Annotated in this window: 15 protein-coding genes and 2 tRNA genes; 12 read left to right on the forward strand and 5 right to left on the reverse strand. The window is 56.4% G+C overall.

Translation table 11 applies throughout. The features are described 5' to 3' along the window. Nucleotides 1–80: 80 nt before the first annotated feature. Nucleotides 81–1,787 (forward strand): carboxypeptidase regulatory-like domain-containing protein, encoded by a 1,707-nt coding sequence (locus JSS95_02450; GenBank protein ID MBS1798667.1) that lies wholly within the window; start codon nucleotides 81–83, stop codon nucleotides 1,785–1,787. A 531-nt stretch (nucleotides 1,788–2,318) separates the two neighbouring features. Here the strand turns inward: JSS95_02450 and JSS95_02455 are convergent. Together JSS95_02455 and JSS95_02460 are read right to left on the reverse strand one after the other, a co-directional pair. Beyond that, nucleotides 2,319–3,407 (reverse strand): SIS domain-containing protein, encoded by a 1,089-nt coding sequence (locus JSS95_02455; protein ID MBS1798668.1) that lies wholly within the window; start codon nucleotides 3,405–3,407, stop codon nucleotides 2,319–2,321. Between the two features lie 354 nt (nucleotides 3,408–3,761). Continuing rightward, nucleotides 3,762–3,838: transfer RNA gene (locus tag JSS95_02460), tRNA-Met, on the reverse strand. 166 nt (nucleotides 3,839–4,004) lie between these two features. Here JSS95_02460 and JSS95_02465 point away from each other — a divergent pair. From JSS95_02465 to JSS95_02495, 7 genes are all read left to right on the forward strand, one after another. Then, nucleotides 4,005–5,246: a BON domain-containing protein gene (locus tag JSS95_02465; GenBank protein ID MBS1798669.1), complete on the forward strand. Its 1,242-nt coding sequence runs from the start codon at nucleotides 4,005–4,007 to the stop codon at nucleotides 5,244–5,246. Between the two features lie 217 nt (nucleotides 5,247–5,463). After that, the gene (locus JSS95_02470) at nucleotides 5,464–7,440 is read left to right on the forward strand and encodes a peptidylprolyl isomerase (GenBank protein MBS1798670.1); all 1,977 of its coding nucleotides are present in this window, start codon (nucleotides 5,464–5,466) and stop codon (nucleotides 7,438–7,440) included. A gap of 154 nt (nucleotides 7,441–7,594) precedes the next feature. Further along, the gene (gene malQ, locus JSS95_02475) at nucleotides 7,595–9,187 is read left to right on the forward strand and encodes a 4-alpha-glucanotransferase (GenBank protein ID MBS1798671.1); all 1,593 of its coding nucleotides are present in this window, start codon (nucleotides 7,595–7,597) and stop codon (nucleotides 9,185–9,187) included. Between the two features lie 35 nt (nucleotides 9,188–9,222). Further along, the gene (locus JSS95_02480) at nucleotides 9,223–9,408 is read left to right on the forward strand and encodes a hypothetical protein (protein MBS1798672.1); all 186 of its coding nucleotides are present in this window, start codon (nucleotides 9,223–9,225) and stop codon (nucleotides 9,406–9,408) included. Continuing rightward, the gene (locus JSS95_02485; protein ID MBS1798673.1) at nucleotides 9,405–9,986 is read left to right on the forward strand and encodes a 3-hydroxyacyl-CoA dehydrogenase; all 582 of its coding nucleotides are present in this window, start codon (nucleotides 9,405–9,407) and stop codon (nucleotides 9,984–9,986) included. The genes JSS95_02480 and JSS95_02485 overlap by 4 nt, the downstream gene beginning before the upstream one ends. A 103-nt stretch (nucleotides 9,987–10,089) precedes the next feature. Then, nucleotides 10,090–11,346 (forward strand): ABC transporter permease, encoded by a 1,257-nt coding sequence (locus JSS95_02490; GenBank protein MBS1798674.1) that lies wholly within the window; start codon nucleotides 10,090–10,092, stop codon nucleotides 11,344–11,346. 18 nt (nucleotides 11,347–11,364) lie between these two features. Then, a complete protein-coding gene (locus tag JSS95_02495) occupies nucleotides 11,365–12,603 on the forward strand; it encodes an ABC transporter permease (GenBank protein ID MBS1798675.1) in 1,239 nt (412 codons plus the stop codon). A 3-nt stretch (nucleotides 12,604–12,606) separates the two neighbouring features. Here JSS95_02495 and JSS95_02500 read toward each other — a convergent pair whose 3' ends face one another. Continuing rightward, complete coding sequence (locus JSS95_02500; GenBank protein ID MBS1798676.1) at nucleotides 12,607–13,101, reverse strand: DUF1572 family protein; 495 nt, start codon at nucleotides 13,099–13,101, stop codon at nucleotides 12,607–12,609. Nucleotides 13,102–13,204: 103 nt separating this feature from the next. Between JSS95_02500 and JSS95_02505 the strand changes: the two genes are divergently transcribed. Beyond that, a tRNA-Gln gene (locus JSS95_02505) sits at nucleotides 13,205–13,278 on the forward strand. A 36-nt stretch (nucleotides 13,279–13,314) separates the two neighbouring features. Here the strand turns inward: JSS95_02505 and JSS95_02510 are convergent. Together JSS95_02510 and JSS95_02515 are read right to left on the reverse strand one after the other, a co-directional pair. After that, a complete protein-coding gene (locus tag JSS95_02510; protein ID MBS1798677.1) occupies nucleotides 13,315–14,757 on the reverse strand; it encodes a hypothetical protein in 1,443 nt (480 codons plus the stop codon). 59 nt (nucleotides 14,758–14,816) lie between these two features. Then, the gene (locus tag JSS95_02515) at nucleotides 14,817–16,223 is read right to left on the reverse strand and encodes a sigma-54-dependent Fis family transcriptional regulator (protein MBS1798678.1); all 1,407 of its coding nucleotides are present in this window, start codon (nucleotides 16,221–16,223) and stop codon (nucleotides 14,817–14,819) included. Nucleotides 16,224–16,508: 285 nt separating this feature from the next. On the opposite strand from JSS95_02515, the gene JSS95_02520 reads away from it, so the two are divergent. The 3 genes from JSS95_02520 (at nucleotide 16,509) to JSS95_02530 (ending at nucleotide 19,999) form a co-directional block, all read left to right on the forward strand. Further along, nucleotides 16,509–18,119, forward strand: a complete 1,611-nt coding sequence (locus JSS95_02520) for a DUF2723 domain-containing protein (protein ID MBS1798679.1) — start codon at nucleotides 16,509–16,511, stop codon at nucleotides 18,117–18,119. Nucleotides 18,120–18,216: 97 nt separating this feature from the next. Beyond that, nucleotides 18,217–18,732: a prepilin peptidase gene (locus JSS95_02525; protein MBS1798680.1), complete on the forward strand. Its 516-nt coding sequence runs from the start codon at nucleotides 18,217–18,219 to the stop codon at nucleotides 18,730–18,732. A 73-nt stretch (nucleotides 18,733–18,805) separates the two neighbouring features. Next, entirely contained in the window at nucleotides 18,806–19,999 is a 1,194-nt protein-coding gene (locus tag JSS95_02530) for a hypothetical protein (protein MBS1798681.1), read from the forward strand. Nucleotides 20,000–20,022 lie beyond the last annotated feature (23 nt).

Here is a 20,022-nt window from a genome sequence, read left to right on the forward strand (position 1 = left end):
CCAGTCCTTTACTTTTGCGGACGCGTTATTTCTGGAGTAGCCATCGACGCCCAGGTGCCAATACGGTGCAGCGAAACCAAGTGAAGATCGCGATTTTCGTGCTGCTGCTGGCAGCCGCTCCCGGTTGGGCTTCAAACCCCGCAGCCGTTACGGGAATCGTCCGCGATGCGCAGGGCGTGGCGCAGATGGGCGCGCTGGTGCAGGTACTTGGCGCGGACTCCGCCACGGTGGGTACCGCCCTTACCGACCTCCACGGACGCTACCTGATCGCCAATCTTCTTCCCGGCAAAAAGTATGAGGTGCGGGCCTCTGCGGCGCTCTTTGTTCCAACGACGCGTGGTAATCTGCTGCTTCGCCCCGGAGCGCGCACCGTCGTCAACCTGACAATGAACGCTATCTTCGATGCCGCGGCGTGGCTCCCGGCGGAGCGGCGCAAGGCCGATGAGCCGAGCGACGACTGGAAGTGGACGCTGCGTTCGTCCGCGAACCGCCCCATCCTGCGCATCTTTGAGGACGACGGCGAGATGGTGATGATCTCGTCGAGTGCGGCGGAGCACAAGACCGCTCCCGACAGGGCGCGCGCGTCGGTCAGCTCGGGCGACGGCGGATTCGGCACCGGCGGCGTACATAACGTCTTTCAGACGGACAAGTCGCTGCCCGATGGCTCCGACATGAGGCTGCGTGCCGATGTGGGCGCGATGACGGGTCCTTATCTGCGGGCGCCTTCCACATCAATGTCCGCCGGGTATCAGCGCAGGCTGGGCTTCGCAGGCGCGGGCAGGACGGTCATCAGCTACCAGTCGCACCCGGAGATGATGGGCACTGGCGGCACGGCCGGGTTCGATGTCGTGCAGTTTGCCTCCGCGCAGAAGACCTCGCTTGGCGACATGGTCGACATGGAGTTGGGCGGCACGGTCTTCGTCGTCCACGGCCCAGGCTACGCGATGGCGTCGCGGCCGTTCCTCAAGATTACGGCGCATCCCAAATCGAACTGGAACGTTGGATACAGGATGGCGACTTCGCGCGACCTGCAATCCTTCGAAGGGCTGGACTCGGTTGAGCTGGAACTGCCCACCAGCGTACTTGCGCAGGGAAGGATGCAGACGGAGCGCGGTCTGCATCAGGAGTTTTCACTCGGACGCAAGGCAGGCAAGGGACTGATCCAGGCCTCCTACTACAAGGACAACATAGGCGGCGCGATGCTCTCAGGCGGAGGCCCGCTGACAACCGCGGACCTTAACGCCCAGGGCCAGGCGGGCATCGGCCTCATCGCCGACACCACCACCGGCACCTTCCGCATGTTGAGCGACGGATACAAGTCGCAGGGCTTCAATATCCTGATGACCGAGCCGATCACTCCTGGGCTCTGGGTTGCCCTCGAGTACAGCACTGGCGCAGCTCTTGCCGCCGATGCCGAGCAGCCGATGCGCCTGGAGACGGTTGCCGCGCAGTTGAAGCAGCGCTCCTCGCAGGCCGCGACCATCGCCGTTAAGGGCCGCGTGATTCACAGCGCAACGCAGGTGCGAGCGTCGTATCGCTGGCAGCCCGAGTCGCTGGTCACGCCGGTCAATCCCTTCGCGGCCTTCAGCGACCAGGCCTACCTGAGCTTCTTCATTCGCCAGCCCATCCGCGTCGGAACGCTGCTGCCCGCCGGGCTCGAGGCCACGGTGGACGTCACGAACCTTTTGGAGCAGGGATACCGTCCCATCCTCTCGAAGGACGGAAAGACGCTCTTCCTCGCGCAAACCCCGCGTATGATGCAGGCCGGACTCGCCTTCAACTTCTAGGCGGGCTGGTTCGCTTCACCAAGCGGTGCGGACAATCTCCGAGTGCAATGTTAGATACTCCAATCAGACTGCTTGCTCTCATAAACTGCCCGCCTCCGGAAGGTTCTGAGCGATATCCAGTAATATGTGAAATGTAAAGAAAGAAATAGAAATTAAACATAGCAAGAGGGGAACCACGCGACCACGTTGACCATTCCGGCGCTCATGCGGGTTCCTAAGTTGATCGCTTCTGTCCCCGGCCGCGAAAGACTCACATTGTCTATCGTGCGTTGACGGAGCCGATTTTGATCGTGTGCCCGGCAACTATCTTGCGAACGCATCCGGATTGCACTGTATCTGGATGAAGATTCTGCCGGAGAATTGCGCGCGTCCGAATTTCGATTACCGCGTAGACAACAGCAGGTGCTGTATCGAGGTACGGAGGATGGATCCCATGCCGACGAATCGCAGAAGCTTCGTGAAGCAGTGTGGGGTTCCGGGATTGCGTGTCGCGCGACGGTTGGTCGGTTATTTGTATTGCTGCGGCCAATCCTACTCTTTGTAGATTCGCACACCCTGCACAACGCGGGTAATGATGCCGTCTTCACTCGGATTGTCAGGATCAAGTCCAACGCGAAGGCTAAGATAATACCCCAGCAGTTGCGGAGCGATGATCTCAAACGGTGTGCGAAGTTCATCTGCAGCCTGCGGCGAAGTTGCCGGAATGATTGCGTCGAAGAGATCTGTTTCTTCCCGCGTGGCTCCGATCGCTACCAGGTGCCCAAGGTTTTTCGAGCGTAACTCTTGAACCAGATCGCGCTCGTACCGGCGACGAAGAGGGTCGTTCGATAGCAGGCAAAGAACAACTGTGTCCGGACGGACAAAGCTCATGGGGCCATGTCTCAGTCCCAGGTATGTCTCCGCGAGCACGGGAAACCTTCCAGCAGTCATCTCCAGGGATTTGAGCGAGCCTTCTTGAGCCCAGGCAAGCAGAGGCGATGAAGCAAGCAGAACGATGCGCTCTTTTACGATAGAGGCGACGTGCTTCACTGCCGAATTGATCTCGGCAAAACTGGCCTTTGCCTTGGCACAGGCCGTCGGAAGCATTTGATCCAAACCCTCCGCTCGAGCAAGGCACAGACCGCCAATTACGAGATTGGAGAACGAACTGGTCATAACCAGGCTCTTGTCATCGGTGCGCGGGTCCAGAAGGATGGAGCGGATGATGTCTGACTTCGCAAGTGCGCCTGTGCCATTGCATGTGATGGCGAGTTGACTGATCTGCGGGCGCAGCGCGTGAACACGATCGACTACCGCCATGCTTTCGGGGCTATTGCCCGAACGCCCGATGGAAATAAGTACATCTGCTTCTGCTACATATCGTTCCGTATCGACAAGTAGATCGGTGGACGGAACGGCGATCGCTTTGTGCCAGGCCGGGGCAATGGCAGAAGCGATGTACGCAGAAGTCCCCGCCCCGGTGAGGACAACGCGCGCATCTGAAAGAAGGCCGACGAGGTCAAACTCATGGACAGCCCTCTTAACATGTTCCAGGGTAGTAGGCCAAAGCTCGGGTTGTTGTGCGATTTCAAACCAGGTGTGGCTTTTAGCTGTCAGGACGCTTCCTTTGTCGACTTCCATGAGACCAACTTCCTCCAGGCATTTGAAGACTTCTTCATATATGGGGGCTGGTTGGTTCTGCCCTGAGCAATGCAAATATAAAAAGAAAGAATAACATGATCGTAAATCAAATAATAATAAAACGAAATGCGAGTACTCGTAATGTCAGGACCGGAGTGAGCATCTTCATCAAGGTGGTGGAATTTGCTGTGGTGTGCCTGGGGCTAGGATGTCGTCGTCAAAGAGAAGCGAATGGGAAGGTCGTAGAGATGGTGCTCAAGCCGATGAAAGCGAGCGCCTAAACTATGAATTTTCTTATTGGGAGATATTGGGAGTCTGTCGGTAGCACCGGATTCCCGTAAGTTATTGATTCTTTGGTTGCGGGGGCAGGATTTGAACCTGCGACCTTTGGGTTATGAGCCCAACGAGCTACCGGGCTGCTCCACCCCGCTCTTCAAATATATCGCGTGTTGGGGGTGCGGTCAATTTGGTGGAAATTCATTGATGCCATGTGGCTTTCATGCGACTTCAGAAGTAGTGCATGGCGTAACTTTTTCGTGGAGAATACGTTTGATGAAGTAACGGCTTTTGCGCCGTGGAGGATGTATGACTCACCCGATGGCACGATTGAGAAATCTGGGGTTGGGGATTTTGGGAGGGGCCGTCCTTTCCGCCGCAGGATTTGCCCAGAGCGGCCAGGACAGGCCGATGCCCGATGCGCAGATTGAGTCGAATGTTCTGAAGGCGCTGGCGAGCGCTCCCGAGCTTTCTGACCAGGCGATTGGCACCACGACCGTTTACGGAACGGTAACGCTTACCGGGTCGGTTCGCGACGAGGCCTCCCGAGATAAAGCCGAGCATCTGGTAGCAACTACATCTGGAGTTAAAAAGGTGGTCAGCGAACTGGTGGTCGGGTCGCCAGGGGAGACTGCCAATGCGGAAGTGTCTCAACCTGTTGATGGGGCGGGTGAGGGGCAGGCAGATGGCACAATGTCTGGCGCTCAGCAGGGGCAGAGCGCTCCGGTGCCGCAAACAAACTCTGCTCCTGTAGGACGTTCGCAAACGCAGCCCCAGCAGCCCTCTGCTTACCCTCCCTACCCGCCGCAGTCGCAGGGAGGGAATGGTTATCCGCAACGGCAGCCCTATCCTGCGTATCCGAATCCAGCTTATTCAAGCCAGCGACCTACCCGTATTCAGCAGGCAGGGCAGCCGGTGATTGTACCTGCGGGGACGATGTTGAGAGTCCGTATCAACCAGGCAATGGACAGCCGCCATACGCAACCCGGAACGGTCTTTGATGGTGTCGTTATCAGCGATGTATTGGCGGATGGGCCGGTCGCTATTCCTCGGGGAGCGATGGTGCAGGGGCGAGTGTCCGATGTACAGCCAGGCGGCGATCTCAGGGGACGTGGCGGACTTGCCCTGGAGTTGAGCCAGGTGACGCTGGAGGGCCGCACGTATCCTCTGGCGACCGAGGCCTGGTCGCACCAGGGATACGACAAAACTGGCCAAACGGTAGGTAACACCGTAGGCCTCGGCGCGGTCGGTGCGATGATTGGCGCGATAGCGGGCGGCGGTCCGGGTGCGTTGCTTGGAGCCGGAATCGGCAGCGTTGCCGGTCTGGGAGTTTCTTCGGCATCGAGGCAGGGTGAGGCAACGGTTCCTTCGGAGGCGATTGTGAACTTCCGCCTGAGCCAGCAGACAGAACTGACAACAGTCTCGCAGGCAGAGCTGGATCGGCTGGGAGCAGGTCTTCCTCCGTCGGCTGGAATGCAACCACAGATGAGGCGTCGTTATTATCCTCCTCCGCCCCCGCCGTATTACTATCCGGCGCCTTACTTCTATCCGTATTACAGATAAAACGATAAAGACGAAGGCTGTCTAAGTGACCGGGCATCCTTCGTTTTGCATCGCTACCGCCTGCGGCTGAATTCCTCTGGCGGAGGTGATTTATACTTGTAGCTTGCCCTGCATCCGGCACATCCCTTCGGGCCTGTGCTCAGGTTTCGCAAATTCCGGGCGCGCGCCAATCCGTGTCTGATGGGTGGCGTTTTGAAGTGAAGGTCTTCAGTCAAGCATGATTCGTATTCTGCAGCAGGACAACCGCATTACGAAGATTCTCTTCGCTGTCATTATTGGCTTTGCCGTGGTCACGATGGTGATCACCCTTGTTCCAGGTGTCTTTGACAATACCGGGACGAACGATACCAACGTCTTTGCCACAGTGCGTGAGACCGGACTGCTCGGCCGGATGGGCATCGACAGCACAGCGGTAAAGATGACCGAGGTCAACCAGTTGGCGTCCCGCCAGTTGCAGCAGCAGCGTCTGCCGGAGTTTCTGCTCCCATATATGTCGCAGCGGGCCGGACAGATCCTTGTGCAGCGGCAGATCCTGAAGCACGAGGCTGACCGCCTGAACCTTCAGGTGAGCGACGAAGACCTGCGCAACGAACTTCAGACGGGACCCTTTGCGCAGTACCTGTTTCCCGGTGGGAAGTACATTGGCGACGACGCTTACATGAACTTCGTGCAGAACTTCTTCCAGACCAACCGCGCCGACTTTGAGTCGCAGATCAAGAGCGACATGGAGCTGCAGCGGCTACAGGCGCTGATCACCGGCGGCGTCACTGTCTCTGACGGTGCTGTGCGCGAGGCCTACAAGACGCAGGGAACCAAGGTGAAGTTCGATTACGCCGTGATCTCCGCCGACGGATTGGGGAAGACGATCAACCCTACCGATGCCGAGTTGGAGAAGTTCTTCAAGGACAACGCCGCCAAGTATGCAACGGCGATCCCGGAGACACGCAAGATTGAGTACGTCTCGTTCGACGCGTCGAATCTGCCGGGCGGCAAGCCGCAGATCTCGGACGCCGATGTGCAGGCCTACTACAACCAGCATCAATCGCAGTACCAGGTGAAGGAGCAGGTGAAGGTCCGCCACATTCTGGTTGCCGTGCCACAGGGAGCGGATGCGAAGACCGATCAGGCTGCCAAGGCCAAGGCCGACGATCTGCTGAAGCAGATCAAGAACGGCGGCAACTTCGCCGATCTTGCCAGCAAGAACTCCGACGATCCTGGCAGTAAAGCTCAGGGTGGCGAGTTGGGCTGGCTCGACCGGGGACGCACCGTGCCGGAGTTCGACAAGACGGCATTTGCGCTTGCTCCGGGGCAGACCTCGGACGTAATCAAGACGCAGTTCGGCTACCACATCCTTCAGGTCGAGGACAAGAAGACGGCGCACCTGCGTCCGCTCTCCGAGGTGAAGGCGGAGATCGTTCCTGTGCTCGAGCAGCAGCGCGTTGGCGCGGCGGAGCAAACCTATGCGTCGCAGCTTGCGACGGACGCCAAGAAGAACGGTATTGAGAAGGCCGCTACTGCTCGCGGGCTTCATGCGGTGACGACCGACTACGTGGCGAAGGATGGCGTTATTGCCGGCGTGGCTGACGGTTCGGGTCTGCTGACGCAGGCGTTCAGTGTCGTCAAGGGTGCTGATCCGGCTTCGGTATCGACCGGCGACGGCTTTGCAGTCTTTCAGGTAGTGGACATCAAGGCGGCGCATGCTCCTGCATTTGCCGACTACAAGCCCCACATCCTGGACGACTATCGCGAGCAGCAGATTCCGCTGCTGCTGAATACGCAGCTCAACAAACTGGCTGACCGTGCCAAAGTCCTTAACGATCTGAAGAAGGCTGCGGCGGAGATGAACATTCCACTCAAGACCAGCGAACTGGTCGGCCGCGATGCACAGGTTCCCGAGATCGGCGCGATGAGCGGTCCGGCTTCGGTCGTCTTCTCCTTGAATAAGGGAGGCATCTCCAACGCGATCAACCTGGGCCGCACTGGCATCGTGCTTGATGTTACCGACAAGCAGGAGCCGACGGCAGAGGACATTGCGAAGAACTTCGACCAGACCCGTGAGCAGTTGCTCAACGATCAGCGCGAGGAGATCTTCCGTGTCTATGTTGGAACGGTGACCAAGAAGTACGAGGATGCGGGCGCCGTCCGGTACTCGAAGAAACAGCAGGGGCCGGCACTGCCGACTGGCGGTAACTGACCCTCAGTGCACCGTTTGATCTGGCAAGGCCCGTTTACCTTTGGTAGACGGGCCTTTTACTTTGCAGAGCGTCATGCCAGACTCTACACAGGCGACAGCGGCGAAACGGACGCATCGAACAGAGACAGTACCGGCAAGTGGTTCTGGAGGCGGAATGAGCGTGGAAGCGGGGAGTGAACAGAGGCTGTCCGGAGTCCTGCTGCATGTAACATCGTTGCCCTCCTATGGGGGCGTAGGCGACTTCGGGCCAGCGGCGTATGCGTTTGTCGATTTTCTGGCGCAAGCGAAGCAACGACTTTGGCAGGTGCTCCCGCTAAGCCCGACAGGGTATGGGAGCTCGCCATACTCGGCGCTGTCGGCGTTTGCCGGAAACCCGCTGCTGATCAGCCTGGAAAGGCTGGTTGCCGATGGATGGCTTGCGGAAAGCCGTATCGCGGGTTTGCCGGGGCACGATGGCGCGGCGGACTTTGGCGCGGCATCGGCGCTCAAGTTGCCGTTGATCGAAGAGGCAGCCGGCAACTTTCTCGACCGCGCCTCCGACGAGGCCAGGGGCCGCTTCCAGCAATTTTCGAAGAACAACATCTCGTGGCTGGCCGATTACGCGATGTTCAATGTGCTGCGGCGAAGATTTGAATACAAAAGCTGGAACGAGTGGCCCCGGCAGTTCGCCCGGCGCGAAGATGAGGCCATGACGGCTACGCTCAATGAGCATGGCCGCGAGCTTGCCGTTGAGCAGGTGATCCAGTATTTCTTCCACGAGCAGTGGAGCGCACTGCGCAGCTATTGTTCCGAACGCAAGATCCGCGTGCTGGGCGATGTTGCGATCTTTGTGAGCTACGACAGCGCGGATGTCTGGACGCACCCGGAGATTTTTGAGCTGGACGCTGAAGGCAGACCGCTGCGAGTCTCCGGGGTTCCGCCTGACTATTTTTCAGCTACCGGGCAGCGATGGGGAAATCCCCTCTACAAGTGGAGATTGCTGGAGCAGCGAGGATTCGACTGGTGGGTAGCGAGAATCCGGCGGTCGCTGGCACTTTACGACATGATTCGCCTCGACCACTTTCGCGGTTTCGAGGCGTACTGGTCGATCCCGGCGGAAGAGGAGACGGCGATAAATGGTGTATGGGTGAAGGCTCCCGGGCACGCGCTCTTCAATCGGCTGAAGGAGGTCTTTGGCGACCTGCCCTTTATTGCGGAAGACCTGGGGCTGATTACTCCGGAGGTCGATGAGCTGCGGGAGCACTTCAAGATGCCCGGTATGCGGGTGATGCAATTCGGTTTCTCCGACCGCGGAGGCCATCTTCACCTTCCGCAAAGTTTTGTGCCAAATACCGTCGTTTACACCGGAACGCACGACAATAACACCACCCTGGGCTGGTGGAGCGAAGATACGGGTGAACACGAGCGCCGGCACCTTCAAACCTACCTTCAGCCGATCCATCATGAAGCCGAGGTCGTTTGGGCGATGATTCGTGCGGCGGCGCGCTCGGTGGCGAACATCTGTATCTTTCCCATGCAGGACATCCTGCACCTTGGCAGCGATGCGCGGATGAACACGCCGTCTGCAATCGAGGGAAACTGGACGTGGCGTTATGGCCTTCATGCGCTGCATCCTGATTTTGCCGTCCAGCTTGCCGAGCTGATGGAGATGACGGATCGGGACGGATATGTTCGGCCAAAGTCGGATGAACCTCCTATTGAACCACTGTTGGTGAGTCCGGCAGCAGAGCCCGGCCAGACCGGTTAGACTGGTGAGGCAATCTGAAACTTTCAGGAGCACCCATGCCTCTCTCTGGCGAAGCAATCCGCACCATGAACTACGTCGACGACATCTCTGTCACCCTGCGCCGTATCCTTGCCGTACTTCCGTCGCTGACTGAGGAAGAGCGCCAGCGCGTTGCTGAACATATCAAGCATGCGGATCCCAGCTACGATGCTGTAATTGCAGCGGTTGCGGGAAAAAAATGAGCGCAGGGCAGCAGGCCCCTCCCGGCCTCGGGATACGTGTCGTGGCCGTGATTGGAGCAGGGGTGGCGGGCCGGAGCTTCGCAATGGCCTGCGCCGCCGCAGGGTTTTACGTTGTGCTCGAAGACGTGATGCCGGCCAACCTGCGCAAGGCTGAGGTCGAATACTCGGATATGAGTCTGCGCGGAGGCTTCGGCGAGCTCCAGTTGGCTTCGACCGTCGAAGACGCAGTTCGGGAGGCGGACATCGCCATCGACTTTGTACCGGATGAGCTGGAGTCGAAGCTGGAGATCTTCAGTATGATCGACCGCATGGCCCCCCCGAAGACGATCATTTGTACTCCCAGCGAGGCGCAGAGCATTACCGACCTGGCCTCATGCGTCTACAGGCCGGAGAAGTGTATCGCTTTGAGAGGAAAGCCGGTTGCGGGGGGTGAGGTGCGGCTTCTGTACCCACCGATAGCCAGCCAGGAGACCATAGCGGCGGTGGAGAGCTTCTTTACCTGTCTCGGCGCCACTCCTCGTGCCGAGATCGACCCGGATGCGCCGATGCTGGTAAAGAATCAGGCGCGAACACACTAACTCTTTCGTGCCATCCCTCGTTGGTCACAATTGGGAACTCTTTCCTGTTCAAATACGTAATCCATACGTAACCTGCAAGAGATAATGCAGTCGAACGATCGTTATGCGCGCCTTGCTCGACATCTTCGCACAGGTCTTCCGTTCGATCGGGGCCAATAAGTTACGCTCCTTTCTGACGATGTTCGGCATCGCCTGGGGTGTGGCATCGCTGTTGCTGCTGATCGGATTGGGCGAGGGCTTCCGGTCGGGGCAACGCAGAGGACTGGCTCAGCTTGGCACCGACGTCATTATGATCTGGGGCGGAACGGTTCCTGCCCTGCCCAATCAGCACACCGGAATGCGTCCCTACAAGCTGACAGTGGGGGATGCCGATGCGATTCGTGCAGAGGCAACTCATGTCCGGAATGTGACGGCTTTTATCAATCGCGGCGACCTGAAACAGGTGAGCGAGTTTTCAAGCTCGGGCGGATCGGTGATGGGGGTCGAACTCAATTACCCCGACATACGCAATCTGCCGATCGCACAGGGCCGCTTCTTCGATTCAGATGACCTTGCGCAGCGCCGGAAGGTAGTGGTGCTTGGGCAGAAGAACAATAAGCTGCTGTTCCCGGGGCGCCCTTCGGTGGGGTCGTTCATCACCATCAATGGATCAAGGTTTCAGGTAATCGGTGTGGCCGAAAAGATCGGTCGGGGAAACAACGACAGCGACAACCAGAGACTTTATATTCCGTTGACGACGATGCTTCAGATGTTCCCGATGACGGGCGAGAACATCCCGCAGGACTCGATCAGCTCGATTCAGTATCAGCCTCTTACGCCTGACCTGAATGAGACGGCGAAAGAGGATGTTCATCGCGTCATCGCGCGCAGGCATGGATTCGACCCCTCGGTGAAGGACGCCTTCGAGGAGTGGGACACGATCAAATCCCAGCGCACGGTGGGGTTGATCTTTACCGCGATGGATGTGTTCCTGGGCGGAGTGGGAGTTGTGACACTCGCTCTTGGCGCGGTCGGAATCATCAACATCATGCTGGTGACGGTGACGGAGCGGACCAAAGAGATTGGCCTCAGAAAGGCACTGGGGGCGACGAAGCGAAGCATTCTGATGCAGTTCTTTCTGGAGGGCCTGTTGCTGACGGGATTGAGCGGGCTGATAGGGATCCTCGCATCGGCCGGCCTGATGATTGGGCTGCGCGCGATGATGGGGGACAACCAGATGGGGTTTGATCCGCCACGGCTTGTTCCGTGGTCTGCGGCGATGGCGATGGGGACACTGACCATATGCGGTATCGTTGCCGGACTGTACCCGGCGAGCAAGGCGGCAGCTCTGGAACCGGTAGAGGCGTTGCGCAAGGAGTAGCTGCGCGAGGGAGTGGCGATGCTGAAAGATATCTTCGGTCAGGCGTTTGAAGCGATGCGCCACAACGGCCGCCGCACGGTGATTACGATTGTTGGCATGGCCTGGGGAATTGCTACGGTGGTCCTGCTGCTGGCCTATGGAGCAGGCTTCGGACGCGCCTTTGAGACGATCTTTGCGCAGTGGGGAACGCACATGATCGGTATTTTCCCTGGGACCACCAGCGAGCAGGCTGGCGGAGCCAAAGCCGGTGTCAAGGTGCGCTTTCAGATGGACGATGTGGAGCGGATCGCGGAGACCGTGCCGGGTATTACCCACGTCTCGCCGATGCTGTGGAAGCAGGTCCCGGTACAGAACGACCTGCATACCTTCACGTGGGAGACGGATGGCATCACGCCGGAGTTACAGCACATCATGAATGTGGAGGTCGACGAGGGCCGCTACATCAGCGCGGACGATATGCAGCAACGAAACCATGTAGCGGTCATCGGTTCCGAGGCCAAGACGAAGTTGTTCTCAGGTATGTACCCGCTCGGACAGAAGATCAGGCTGAATGGCGTGAGCTTCGAAGTGGTCGGCGTGTTGAAGGCGAAGATGCAGGAAGGGGATGACAACATCAACCGGGTCGTCTATATCCCTTTCAGCACGATGGGCGATTTGAAGGACACCAAATATCTCGACGGTATCTGGATGGCTTATCACGGCGATCACATGGCGGTGGAGCATGCGCTGCGCAACCAGATGGGCGCGGCGCATGGATTTCGGCCGACAGACAAAAATGCCATGTGGGTAGCCAATATCATGTCGCAGTTGTCGCAGTTCCGGCTGATCTCACTGGGGCTGCAAGCGCTGCTGTTGTTTATTGGCGTTTTGACGCTTGGTATCGCTGGAATCGGTTTGATGAACATCATGCTGGTGAGTGTGCAGCAGCGCACCCGCGAAATTGGAGTGGAAAAGGCTTTGGGAGCGCGCAAGCGCCATATCCTGCTTCAGTTTCTCTCTGAAGCAATGGTGATTACTGGCGTTGGCGGGTTGGCTGGGATTGCGCTGGCCTTTACCGTCAGCAAGCTGGCGGGTGGAATCACGTTCTACAGCGCGATCGCAAAGAATGGCAGCGCGGCCGACATCTATCTGCTTATTTCACCGGAGATTGTCATCGTTGCAACGGGTGTGCTCGTCGTCGTCGGCGTGGTGAGCGGCATGGTTCCGGCGATCCAGGCGGCGAACCTCGATCCCATCGAAGCGCTGCGCTACGAATAAGGCTTATCGCGGGCGCGGTATGGTCAGGTCCAGGTCCTTACCTGTCATCTGCTTCGTCAACAGAATAATCTGCCCCACATGCTGTTGGACGTGTCCAATCACCTGGTAGATTGCTTCGAGCATGGAGACGTCGCGTCCCTGCGGTGTTGTTCTTTCAGCCAACCGCGATGCGGGAAAGGAATCGATGATGGTCTTCGCTTCCTGCACGGTTGAGACGAAGCTTTCAATAAGAGCCGCAGCAGTGACTCCCTCGGATTGGTTGAACTCGGAGTCGCGTACCCGGATGTCTTTTGCACCGCCAACACCGTGCATGATCCACTGACGCATATTGCCGCAGAGGTGAAGGACGAGGTTGCCGATGGCGTTTTCGTGCGCTCCATGCCGCTCCCACACCTGCTCATCGCTGAGCTTGCTGAGGCAGGTGGTAAGGTATCCCGTCATCTGCTCCAGTTTGGCGCTGGAGGCCTTGAGAAACAGCGTTCCGATCTCGTTGTCCATGAAGGCATTTTAGCGCGAAGAGTTTGACCGAATCCCCCCTAACCCGTACACTCGAAAGAGTGGATGTCGGCAGTGATTTTCTGCGGCTCCCGCTCAAATCCGTTGCCTCCTCGTTCAATGGTAGGACAGTCGGCTCTGAACCGATCAATCGGGGTTCGAATCCCTGGGAGGCAACCAGTCTAAATAATGTATTTAGATCAATGAGACAATTTCTCAGAACGACATTGGGCCTTTGTCTCGCACAAGAATGATGGAATACTCATCTGAATAGATCGTCTTCCAATTGAGCAATGACATGACTCTTGCCATGGGAGACTCTCGCGATAATAGACAGAAATCGATCTTATATTTGTAGAGAAGATCAGTCGGGTTACTTTGCAGAGTTGCCCAGCTGCCGTAATCGCTCAAGACTCCAGTCTGCTCGAAGACATCAGCTCGCCCATCTACAAAGACCGGATGCTCTGGCGCAGCCCAGATAAGGTATCCGCCGTAGACATACTCATTCAACATATTGCCGGAGACTTGGTGAGCCGCCAAAAACATGACGGCTTTCACGGGGCTTTGATGTTCTATCTGGCTTGCCAGTGTCTGTCTGCCAGGAAAAGCAAGAAACACAACGAGTGCCGATGCCGCTATAAAAATGGCATTCGGCAGGGGCTTGTCCTGGTCGGGGTGATAGGTCTCCCATGTATCGGATAGCAACCGTGTAAGCGTAGGCGCTGTCAGAATTCCAAAGACGAACAGCATTCTCCGATGGCTCGCGGCCAACTGTGCTCCCATTGCCAGCAGGAAAAGCTCCTGACAATATAAGCTCCTGTAACGAAGGACCGCCAACAGCAGGATGCCCACAGTGACGGCTAGAAATGCTAAGGAGCGACCATCGCCGAACTGAAGAGGTTGCCACTCGCTCGATGCGCTGAGTCCTACTGGCTGGTGCAACATAGTATCAATCGGATAGAGCACTTGCTTTAGGCCAACGGGATTTATGAACAGGGCTGCAATAGCGAGAACTAACGCCCATTCAAATGTTCGTCTGATATGCGGCTCCCAGCGCTGCGACGCTACAAGGCCCTGTTCGAAATTGAAGAACGAGCACAGAAGAATTGCGCCTGCGGTTACAAGCCCGACAAAAAATGATCCATGACAGTTCACCCAGAGAGCGAACAGTGGCGGCAGGCCCCAAAACCATCGCGGATTACGGGTTTTTCCCAGTTGAATGAGCAGGAGTTCGACAATAAGCAGAAGATAGCCGATCATCTGGGGACGTACTGCCAACCCAATTGTTGCAAACAGCCAGATCGTCAGAGCTCCTACGAAAGCAACCTTCGCATTTTGCGAATACAGCCAGCACAGGCCGTATCCCGCCACTAGCAGCACTGAAGTAAGCACGCATAGCCAGAGCATCAGGCCGCTATTGCCGCCGAATCTGTAACCAGCGTAGATCAAACACTGCGACAACCACTCATGTGGAACATACGCATGATGCCCGGTTGTGTAAGAAAAGATGTCTGTAGTGGGGATAGAGTGTGTCGTCCATATGACCTGGCCCGTTTTCAGATGCCACCACATATCCGGATCGGCGAAGCGATCACGCACCGTAAGTACCGCCAGGGCCGTCAGGAGTCCCGCCAGCATGGCAGGAAAGGAGAAGATCATTCGCAAGGACCGAATCCATATCCGACTGTCAGCCGGTGTGGCCGCAATGGATGCGGTATTCACGCACTCTCCGTCTCTGCGCCCTTTTCTATAGGAAGTCCTTCCAGTATCTCCGGATCAGCCACACGTATCAGTCTGTGTAAATACGCGCGTGAGATGTTCAGGCTGCGCGCTGCCAGAGTTTTGTTCCCGTGGTGGTCCCGGAGTGCATTGGTAGCAAGCTTGACCTTGTATTCGCGGAGTTGCCGCTCAAACGATCCGCCTGGCTGATAATCATCGATACTGATAACAGCGCTCTCCTCCTGAATATTTGGAGGAAGATCCTCTAACCGGATGGTGTCGCTGGTAGCGATAATAATCGCTCGTTGAATCACGTTTTCAAGCTCGCGTACATTGCCAGGCCACGAGTAGCTTTGAAGCGCCGCGATTGCATCGACATGTATCTCGACCACAGGTATCTGATACATCGCGGCGTAGGTTTTAAGAAAGTGACGAGCAATCTGCGGAACGTCCTCGGGATGTTCCCTCAGAGCAAGAGCATCAATCCTCATTACGTTGATGCGGTAGTAGAGATCTTGCCGAAATGTTCCTTGAGCCACCCTGTCCGCAAGATTCTGGTGGGTCGCCAAGATCACGCGCGCGCGAAGCGGAATCAGCCTGTTACTTCCCAGGCGGCAGAACTCTCTTTGTTGCAGGACTCGCAGGAGCTTTACCTGTGTCAGCAGGCTCAGCTCACCGATCTCATCAAGGAACAGAGTTCCATCTCCGGCCTGCTCCAGGTAGCCAATGCGCGAACCGACCGTGCCCGTAAATGCGCCTTTCTCATGACCGAAAAGCTCAGCTTCGATCAGACTCTCGGGTATTGCACCGCAACTGACAGCAACGAAAGGGCGGTCGGCCCGTAGGCCCATGCAATGAATGCCGTTCGCAATCAATTCCTTGCCCGTTCCGGTTTCACCAGTCACCAGCACCGAGGCATTGATATTTGTGACGCGGCGCATCAGATCATATATCTGTTGCATCTGCGGGCTTGAACCAATCATTTTGTTCCCAATGATTGGCGCTTCCTGCAATTGCTGCACGTGAAGCAACTTACGCCGCAACGATAAACTCTCATACGCACGAATAAGCATCGTTTTAAGCTCCCGGATAGAAGGTGGACGCCGGCAATATCCATAGGCGCCTTTCCGGACAAGTTCAACAGCAGTAGAACGAAGTACGTCACTGGCCATAATGACAACAGGTATTTGCGAAGCGACGCACCGATCCATTAGGTCTTCGGTTCGTCTATTTATGTTCTCTGGGGAATCGATGTCCAGTAGCAGCACATCACAGATGCCAGACGATAAGTTCTCGTCTGTCAGATTCTTGCTCGCGACAAGAGTAACTTCAAAATCCTTACCGAGAGCAGAAGAAAGAAGTGGCTGCAGAGCACGGTCTTCTGAACAAAGGCCAAGTCGAATCATCAATCCATCCCCCAAACTTCGGAGTGCTGCTACCGGGGAGGTAAATAATTTACGATGTCTGCGGCTTATCCAACTTATTTAGCCGTTTAATCATCGAAAAGTAGTTGCATTCTGAGCCGAAGTTTGAGGCTATGTCGAGAAAACTGTGGTAACTCGCTTCTTCGTTACCTTCCTGAAGCAGGTGGAATACATGGGTTGGATGCCTCTAACGGTTGACCCTGGGTGAGATACCACCAACCAGCATCCACTAACTCGAATGGGCTATTAATTGCACGCTAAACGGTTATGATCAGGCCGTGGAAGTTTGAGCCATTACTGTTTGTAGCTGGCGTTGCAGTGAGCCGTTTTGCACTTCGCAGCCACTGGCTGTATGACCTCGACTCCATCAATTTTGCCTTGGGAATCGAGCATTTTTCCCCTCAAACACACCAACCTCATCCTCCCGGGTACTTTCTATACATCTGTCTCGCTCGTTTAATAAACCTCTTCGTTCACGACGCCAATCTTGCGCTCGTTCTCGTGAGTATTGCCGCGAGTTGTGCCGCGATAGCAGTGATTTACCGGTTCGCTTCTAATTGGTTTGGCTTAATGGAGGCACGTTTCGCAAGCCTGGTGTTTTTCTTCTCACCATTGGGGTGGTTCCACGGGATTGTAGCGCTAACTTACGGCGTCGAAGCCTTTTTTTCAGTATCTGTTGCTTACCTCTGCTGGCGAATCAATCGCGAAAACATGACGGCGATCGTGCCTGCCGCAATCACACTCGGTATCTCGGCAGGCGCTCGCCCATCGTCTTTGATGTTTCTCGGTCCGCTTTACCTTTACTCACTTCGAAAGTTTCCTTTCAGGCAAAAGCTAATCGCCGCGGCGATACTCGTCGCCGCATTGCTCGCTTGGTTTATTCCGATGATCATCCTGAGCGGTGGCTTCCACGCTTACTTCGAGGCCCTGCTCACACTTTGGAAGACTGTTCCCTCTAAGGGCACGGTCTTCAACTCTTCACCGGCAAATACGATCGCGCGCGCATGCGTTGTCCTTTTCATCGGCATTCTGATATGCGGCACCCCGTCACTTATCCTTGTGAGGACACTTCAGCAAAAGTCCACCGCCGGCAAGGGGAAGACTCACTTCACCTTGGTCTGGATTGCTCCTGCCCTCTGTTTCTATACATTCGTCTTTCTCAAATTTGTTAACAGCGGATACCTGTTGTTGTTGCTGCCTCCTGCAAGCATCTGGCTTGGCCGCTGGATTGCCGATTGGTATCGAGATAGCATATTGTCGGTTCTGGCCAGACGAACACTGGTAGCGGTCTGCGCCACTCTCAACACTCTTATTTTTCTTGCCTCGCCGCTTTATTGTTCCTATCGCTCGGTCCGGCAGTTTGAAGCGCAGCTACAAGAAGCTACGGCGGCGCTTCCTCTTATCGCTTCTCCCGACGATACCCTCGTCGTCGGGTTTGACTCGCACTTCCTGGGATATCGTCATGCCGGTTACTATCTGCCGGACTACCAAACGATCGAGTATCCGGAGGTCCATTTTCCCGAAGGGTCGAGAATCTTCTCCCTGGAAAATCGGGAGACACACCTGTTGAGTGAGCTCCCGCAGAAGCGCTACCGGCGATTCGTCTTCTTCCCTCTGCCGTCCGGCGATGGAGATTACGTGGCCTACTTGAACAAAGTGAAGCAGATACTTCCGGAGCAGAGTCTCGAAGTAAGGCGTAAAGGTCGCTATAACTTCGTTAGTGGCCCAATCACGCTGTTGCCTCTCCTGTTCCCCGCAACAACGCAAGCCTCAAAACCAACCGTGTATCCTCCCCTTCACTCAGAGCCTGGGAGTGTGTATACAAACGTGAACACTCCTCCAATAAGCCATTCCCATACCGGCACCGTAAGTCGCTGATTTCAAATCGTCGTGAACATTCGGGATTTGGACAGCAAATTGCACCATTCAGCGTGGAAATAGAGCTGCCTAAATCATTCGTTGTGGGGAAAGCTGTATGCACTCCGTCGCCTGGTGGTCAACGCTCATTGTTCTAGCGGTCGTAACGTGGACCGACCTGCGTACCCGGCGTGTTCCAAATGTTGTTGTACTCCCATATCTGGTTGCTGGCTTTGCTGCTTCGATCTGGCTTCATGGCATGCACGGTCTCATGACAAGCCTCGCCGGGCTGGCGGTCGGAGCAGCTTTCTTCGGGTTTCTTGCCTTGATGGGTGGCATGGGGATGGGCGACGTCAAGCTCTGCGCAGCTATTGGTGTCTGGATTGGCCCTTCGCAGATGCTTCTTGCCCTTGTGCTAACAGGAATTGCCGGTGCCGTCATCGCGGTCTGCTGGGCCATCAAGGGAGGGTTTGTCGGCGAAATGTTCAGTGGTACGGGAGACCTTCTATTCGGGTGGAAGGGGCGAGGATTTCGCCCGCATCCCGAGTTTGTCCTGGAGAACCCGCGATCGCGCAAGATGCCTTACGTGCCCGCGATTGCTATCGGGACGTTGATTTCATTCTTTTCAACCTAGAGATATCGCAGGGGCCATGTCAACTTCACTTCAACCCGAAACAGTAGTAGCGGCAGGGAGCCAGAAAGTTGTGATGTCAACATCTACCAAGGACCCGGATGCTCTGGGAAGCAACATTATCTCGATCGCATTGATCGCGCCCAGGGAGTCGCACCGCCACCGGATATCGTCCGCCTTGGCCGGACTGCACGGCAGCACGACGCGTGAATTCGATCTTTATCCTGGCATCGACGATCTCTCAAGATTGATCGAATTGAGCTACGACGTCATCATCATCGAGCTCGATAGCGACCCCGAGCATGCTCTCGACTTGGTCGAAAACATCTGCCGCGATAGCGATGCGACTGTCATGGTCTACTCCGAACATGTTTATCCGGAGATGCTGGTTCGCTGTATGCGCGCCGGTGCACGCGAGTTTCTCACCTCTCCTTTAACTCCGAATACTATCGCTGAAGCGCTCATACGCGCTGCGGTTCGCCGACCCACTACCCGTCCCCCCAAAAAAGTTGACGGCAAAATGTTTGTCTTCGTCGGGGCAAAGGGTGGCTCTGGTGTCACCACCGTCGCCAGTAACTTTGCTGTTGCGCTTGCTCAGGAGAACACCGGAAGTACATTGCTGATCGATCTCAATCTGCCGCTCGGTGATGCAGCGATCGAGCTCGGTATCCATGCAGAATACTCTGTGGCCAACGCGCTGGAGAACGCCAGTCGCCTGGATTTCAACTATCTCTCTCGGTTACTTGCCAAGCATCCATGTGGTCTCTCAGTCCTGGCGGGCCCGGATCAATACACCGATGTTGAAGTTACCGGGGAAGCCGTCGACAAGCTGCTCTCTGTCGCCAAGCAAAACTATAGCTATGTTGTTGTCGATGCAGGGTCGCGGTTCGGAGGAACTGACAAGGTTTTGTTTCAGCAGGGAACTGCTGTCTATCTGATTACGCAGGTAGGCGTCTCTGAGCTTCGCAACTCCAACCGGCTGATCTCTGAGCTGCTCAGGGACAGCGGTGCCAGCATCGAGGTCGTACTTAATCGTTATGCACCGCGCATGGCGCTCATTGACGAGGACAGCATCAACAAGGCATTGACGATGCGAGCCAATTGGAAGATACCCAGCGATTACAACGCTGTTCGCAACGCAAGAAACACCGCAACTCCAGTGGTGTCGAAGGATTCCGCAGTAACACGCGTCATTCAGCAGATGGCGAAGGCCGCTACCGGCGCAACACCTGAGCCGGAACGGAAGAAGAGGTTCGGACTGTTCGGATAAGGATGCAGCCTTAGAGAAGGGTG

This window comes from Acidobacteriota bacterium, assembly GCA_018268895.1.
Taxonomy (GTDB): Bacteria; Acidobacteriota; Terriglobia; order Terriglobales; family Acidobacteriaceae; genus Edaphobacter.

Excerpts from the sequence above, each read along its gene's own strand:
- JSS95_02510 (MBS1798677.1), bottom strand. The coding sequence starts at position 14,757 with ATGATCTTCTCCTTTCCTGCCATGCTGGCGGGACTCCTGACGGCCCTG.
- JSS95_02500 (MBS1798676.1), bottom strand. The coding sequence starts at position 13,101 with ATGGACAACGAGATCGGAACGCTGTTTCTCAAGGCCTCCAGCGCCAAA.
- JSS95_02455 (MBS1798668.1), bottom strand. The coding sequence starts at position 3,407 with ATGGAAGTCGACAAAGGAAGCGTCCTGACAGCTAAAAGCCACACCTGG.
- JSS95_02520 (MBS1798679.1), top strand. The coding sequence starts at position 16,509 with ATGATCAGGCCGTGGAAGTTTGAGCCATTACTGTTTGTAGCTGGCGTT.
- malQ (MBS1798671.1), top strand. The coding sequence starts at position 7,595 with ATGAGCGTGGAAGCGGGGAGTGAACAGAGGCTGTCCGGAGTCCTGCTG.
- JSS95_02530 (MBS1798681.1), top strand. The coding sequence starts at position 18,806 with ATGTCAACATCTACCAAGGACCCGGATGCTCTGGGAAGCAACATTATC.
- JSS95_02480 (MBS1798672.1), top strand. The coding sequence starts at position 9,223 with ATGCCTCTCTCTGGCGAAGCAATCCGCACCATGAACTACGTCGACGAC.
- JSS95_02495 (MBS1798675.1), top strand. The coding sequence starts at position 11,365 with ATGCTGAAAGATATCTTCGGTCAGGCGTTTGAAGCGATGCGCCACAAC.
- JSS95_02485 (MBS1798673.1), top strand. The coding sequence starts at position 9,405 with ATGAGCGCAGGGCAGCAGGCCCCTCCCGGCCTCGGGATACGTGTCGTG.
- JSS95_02525 (MBS1798680.1), top strand. The coding sequence starts at position 18,217 with ATGCACTCCGTCGCCTGGTGGTCAACGCTCATTGTTCTAGCGGTCGTA.
- JSS95_02490 (MBS1798674.1), top strand. The coding sequence starts at position 10,090 with ATGCGCGCCTTGCTCGACATCTTCGCACAGGTCTTCCGTTCGATCGGG.
- JSS95_02465 (MBS1798669.1), top strand. The coding sequence starts at position 4,005 with ATGGCACGATTGAGAAATCTGGGGTTGGGGATTTTGGGAGGGGCCGTC.
- JSS95_02515 (MBS1798678.1), bottom strand. The coding sequence starts at position 16,223 with ATGATTCGACTTGGCCTTTGTTCAGAAGACCGTGCTCTGCAGCCACTT.
- JSS95_02470 (MBS1798670.1), top strand. The coding sequence starts at position 5,464 with ATGATTCGTATTCTGCAGCAGGACAACCGCATTACGAAGATTCTCTTC.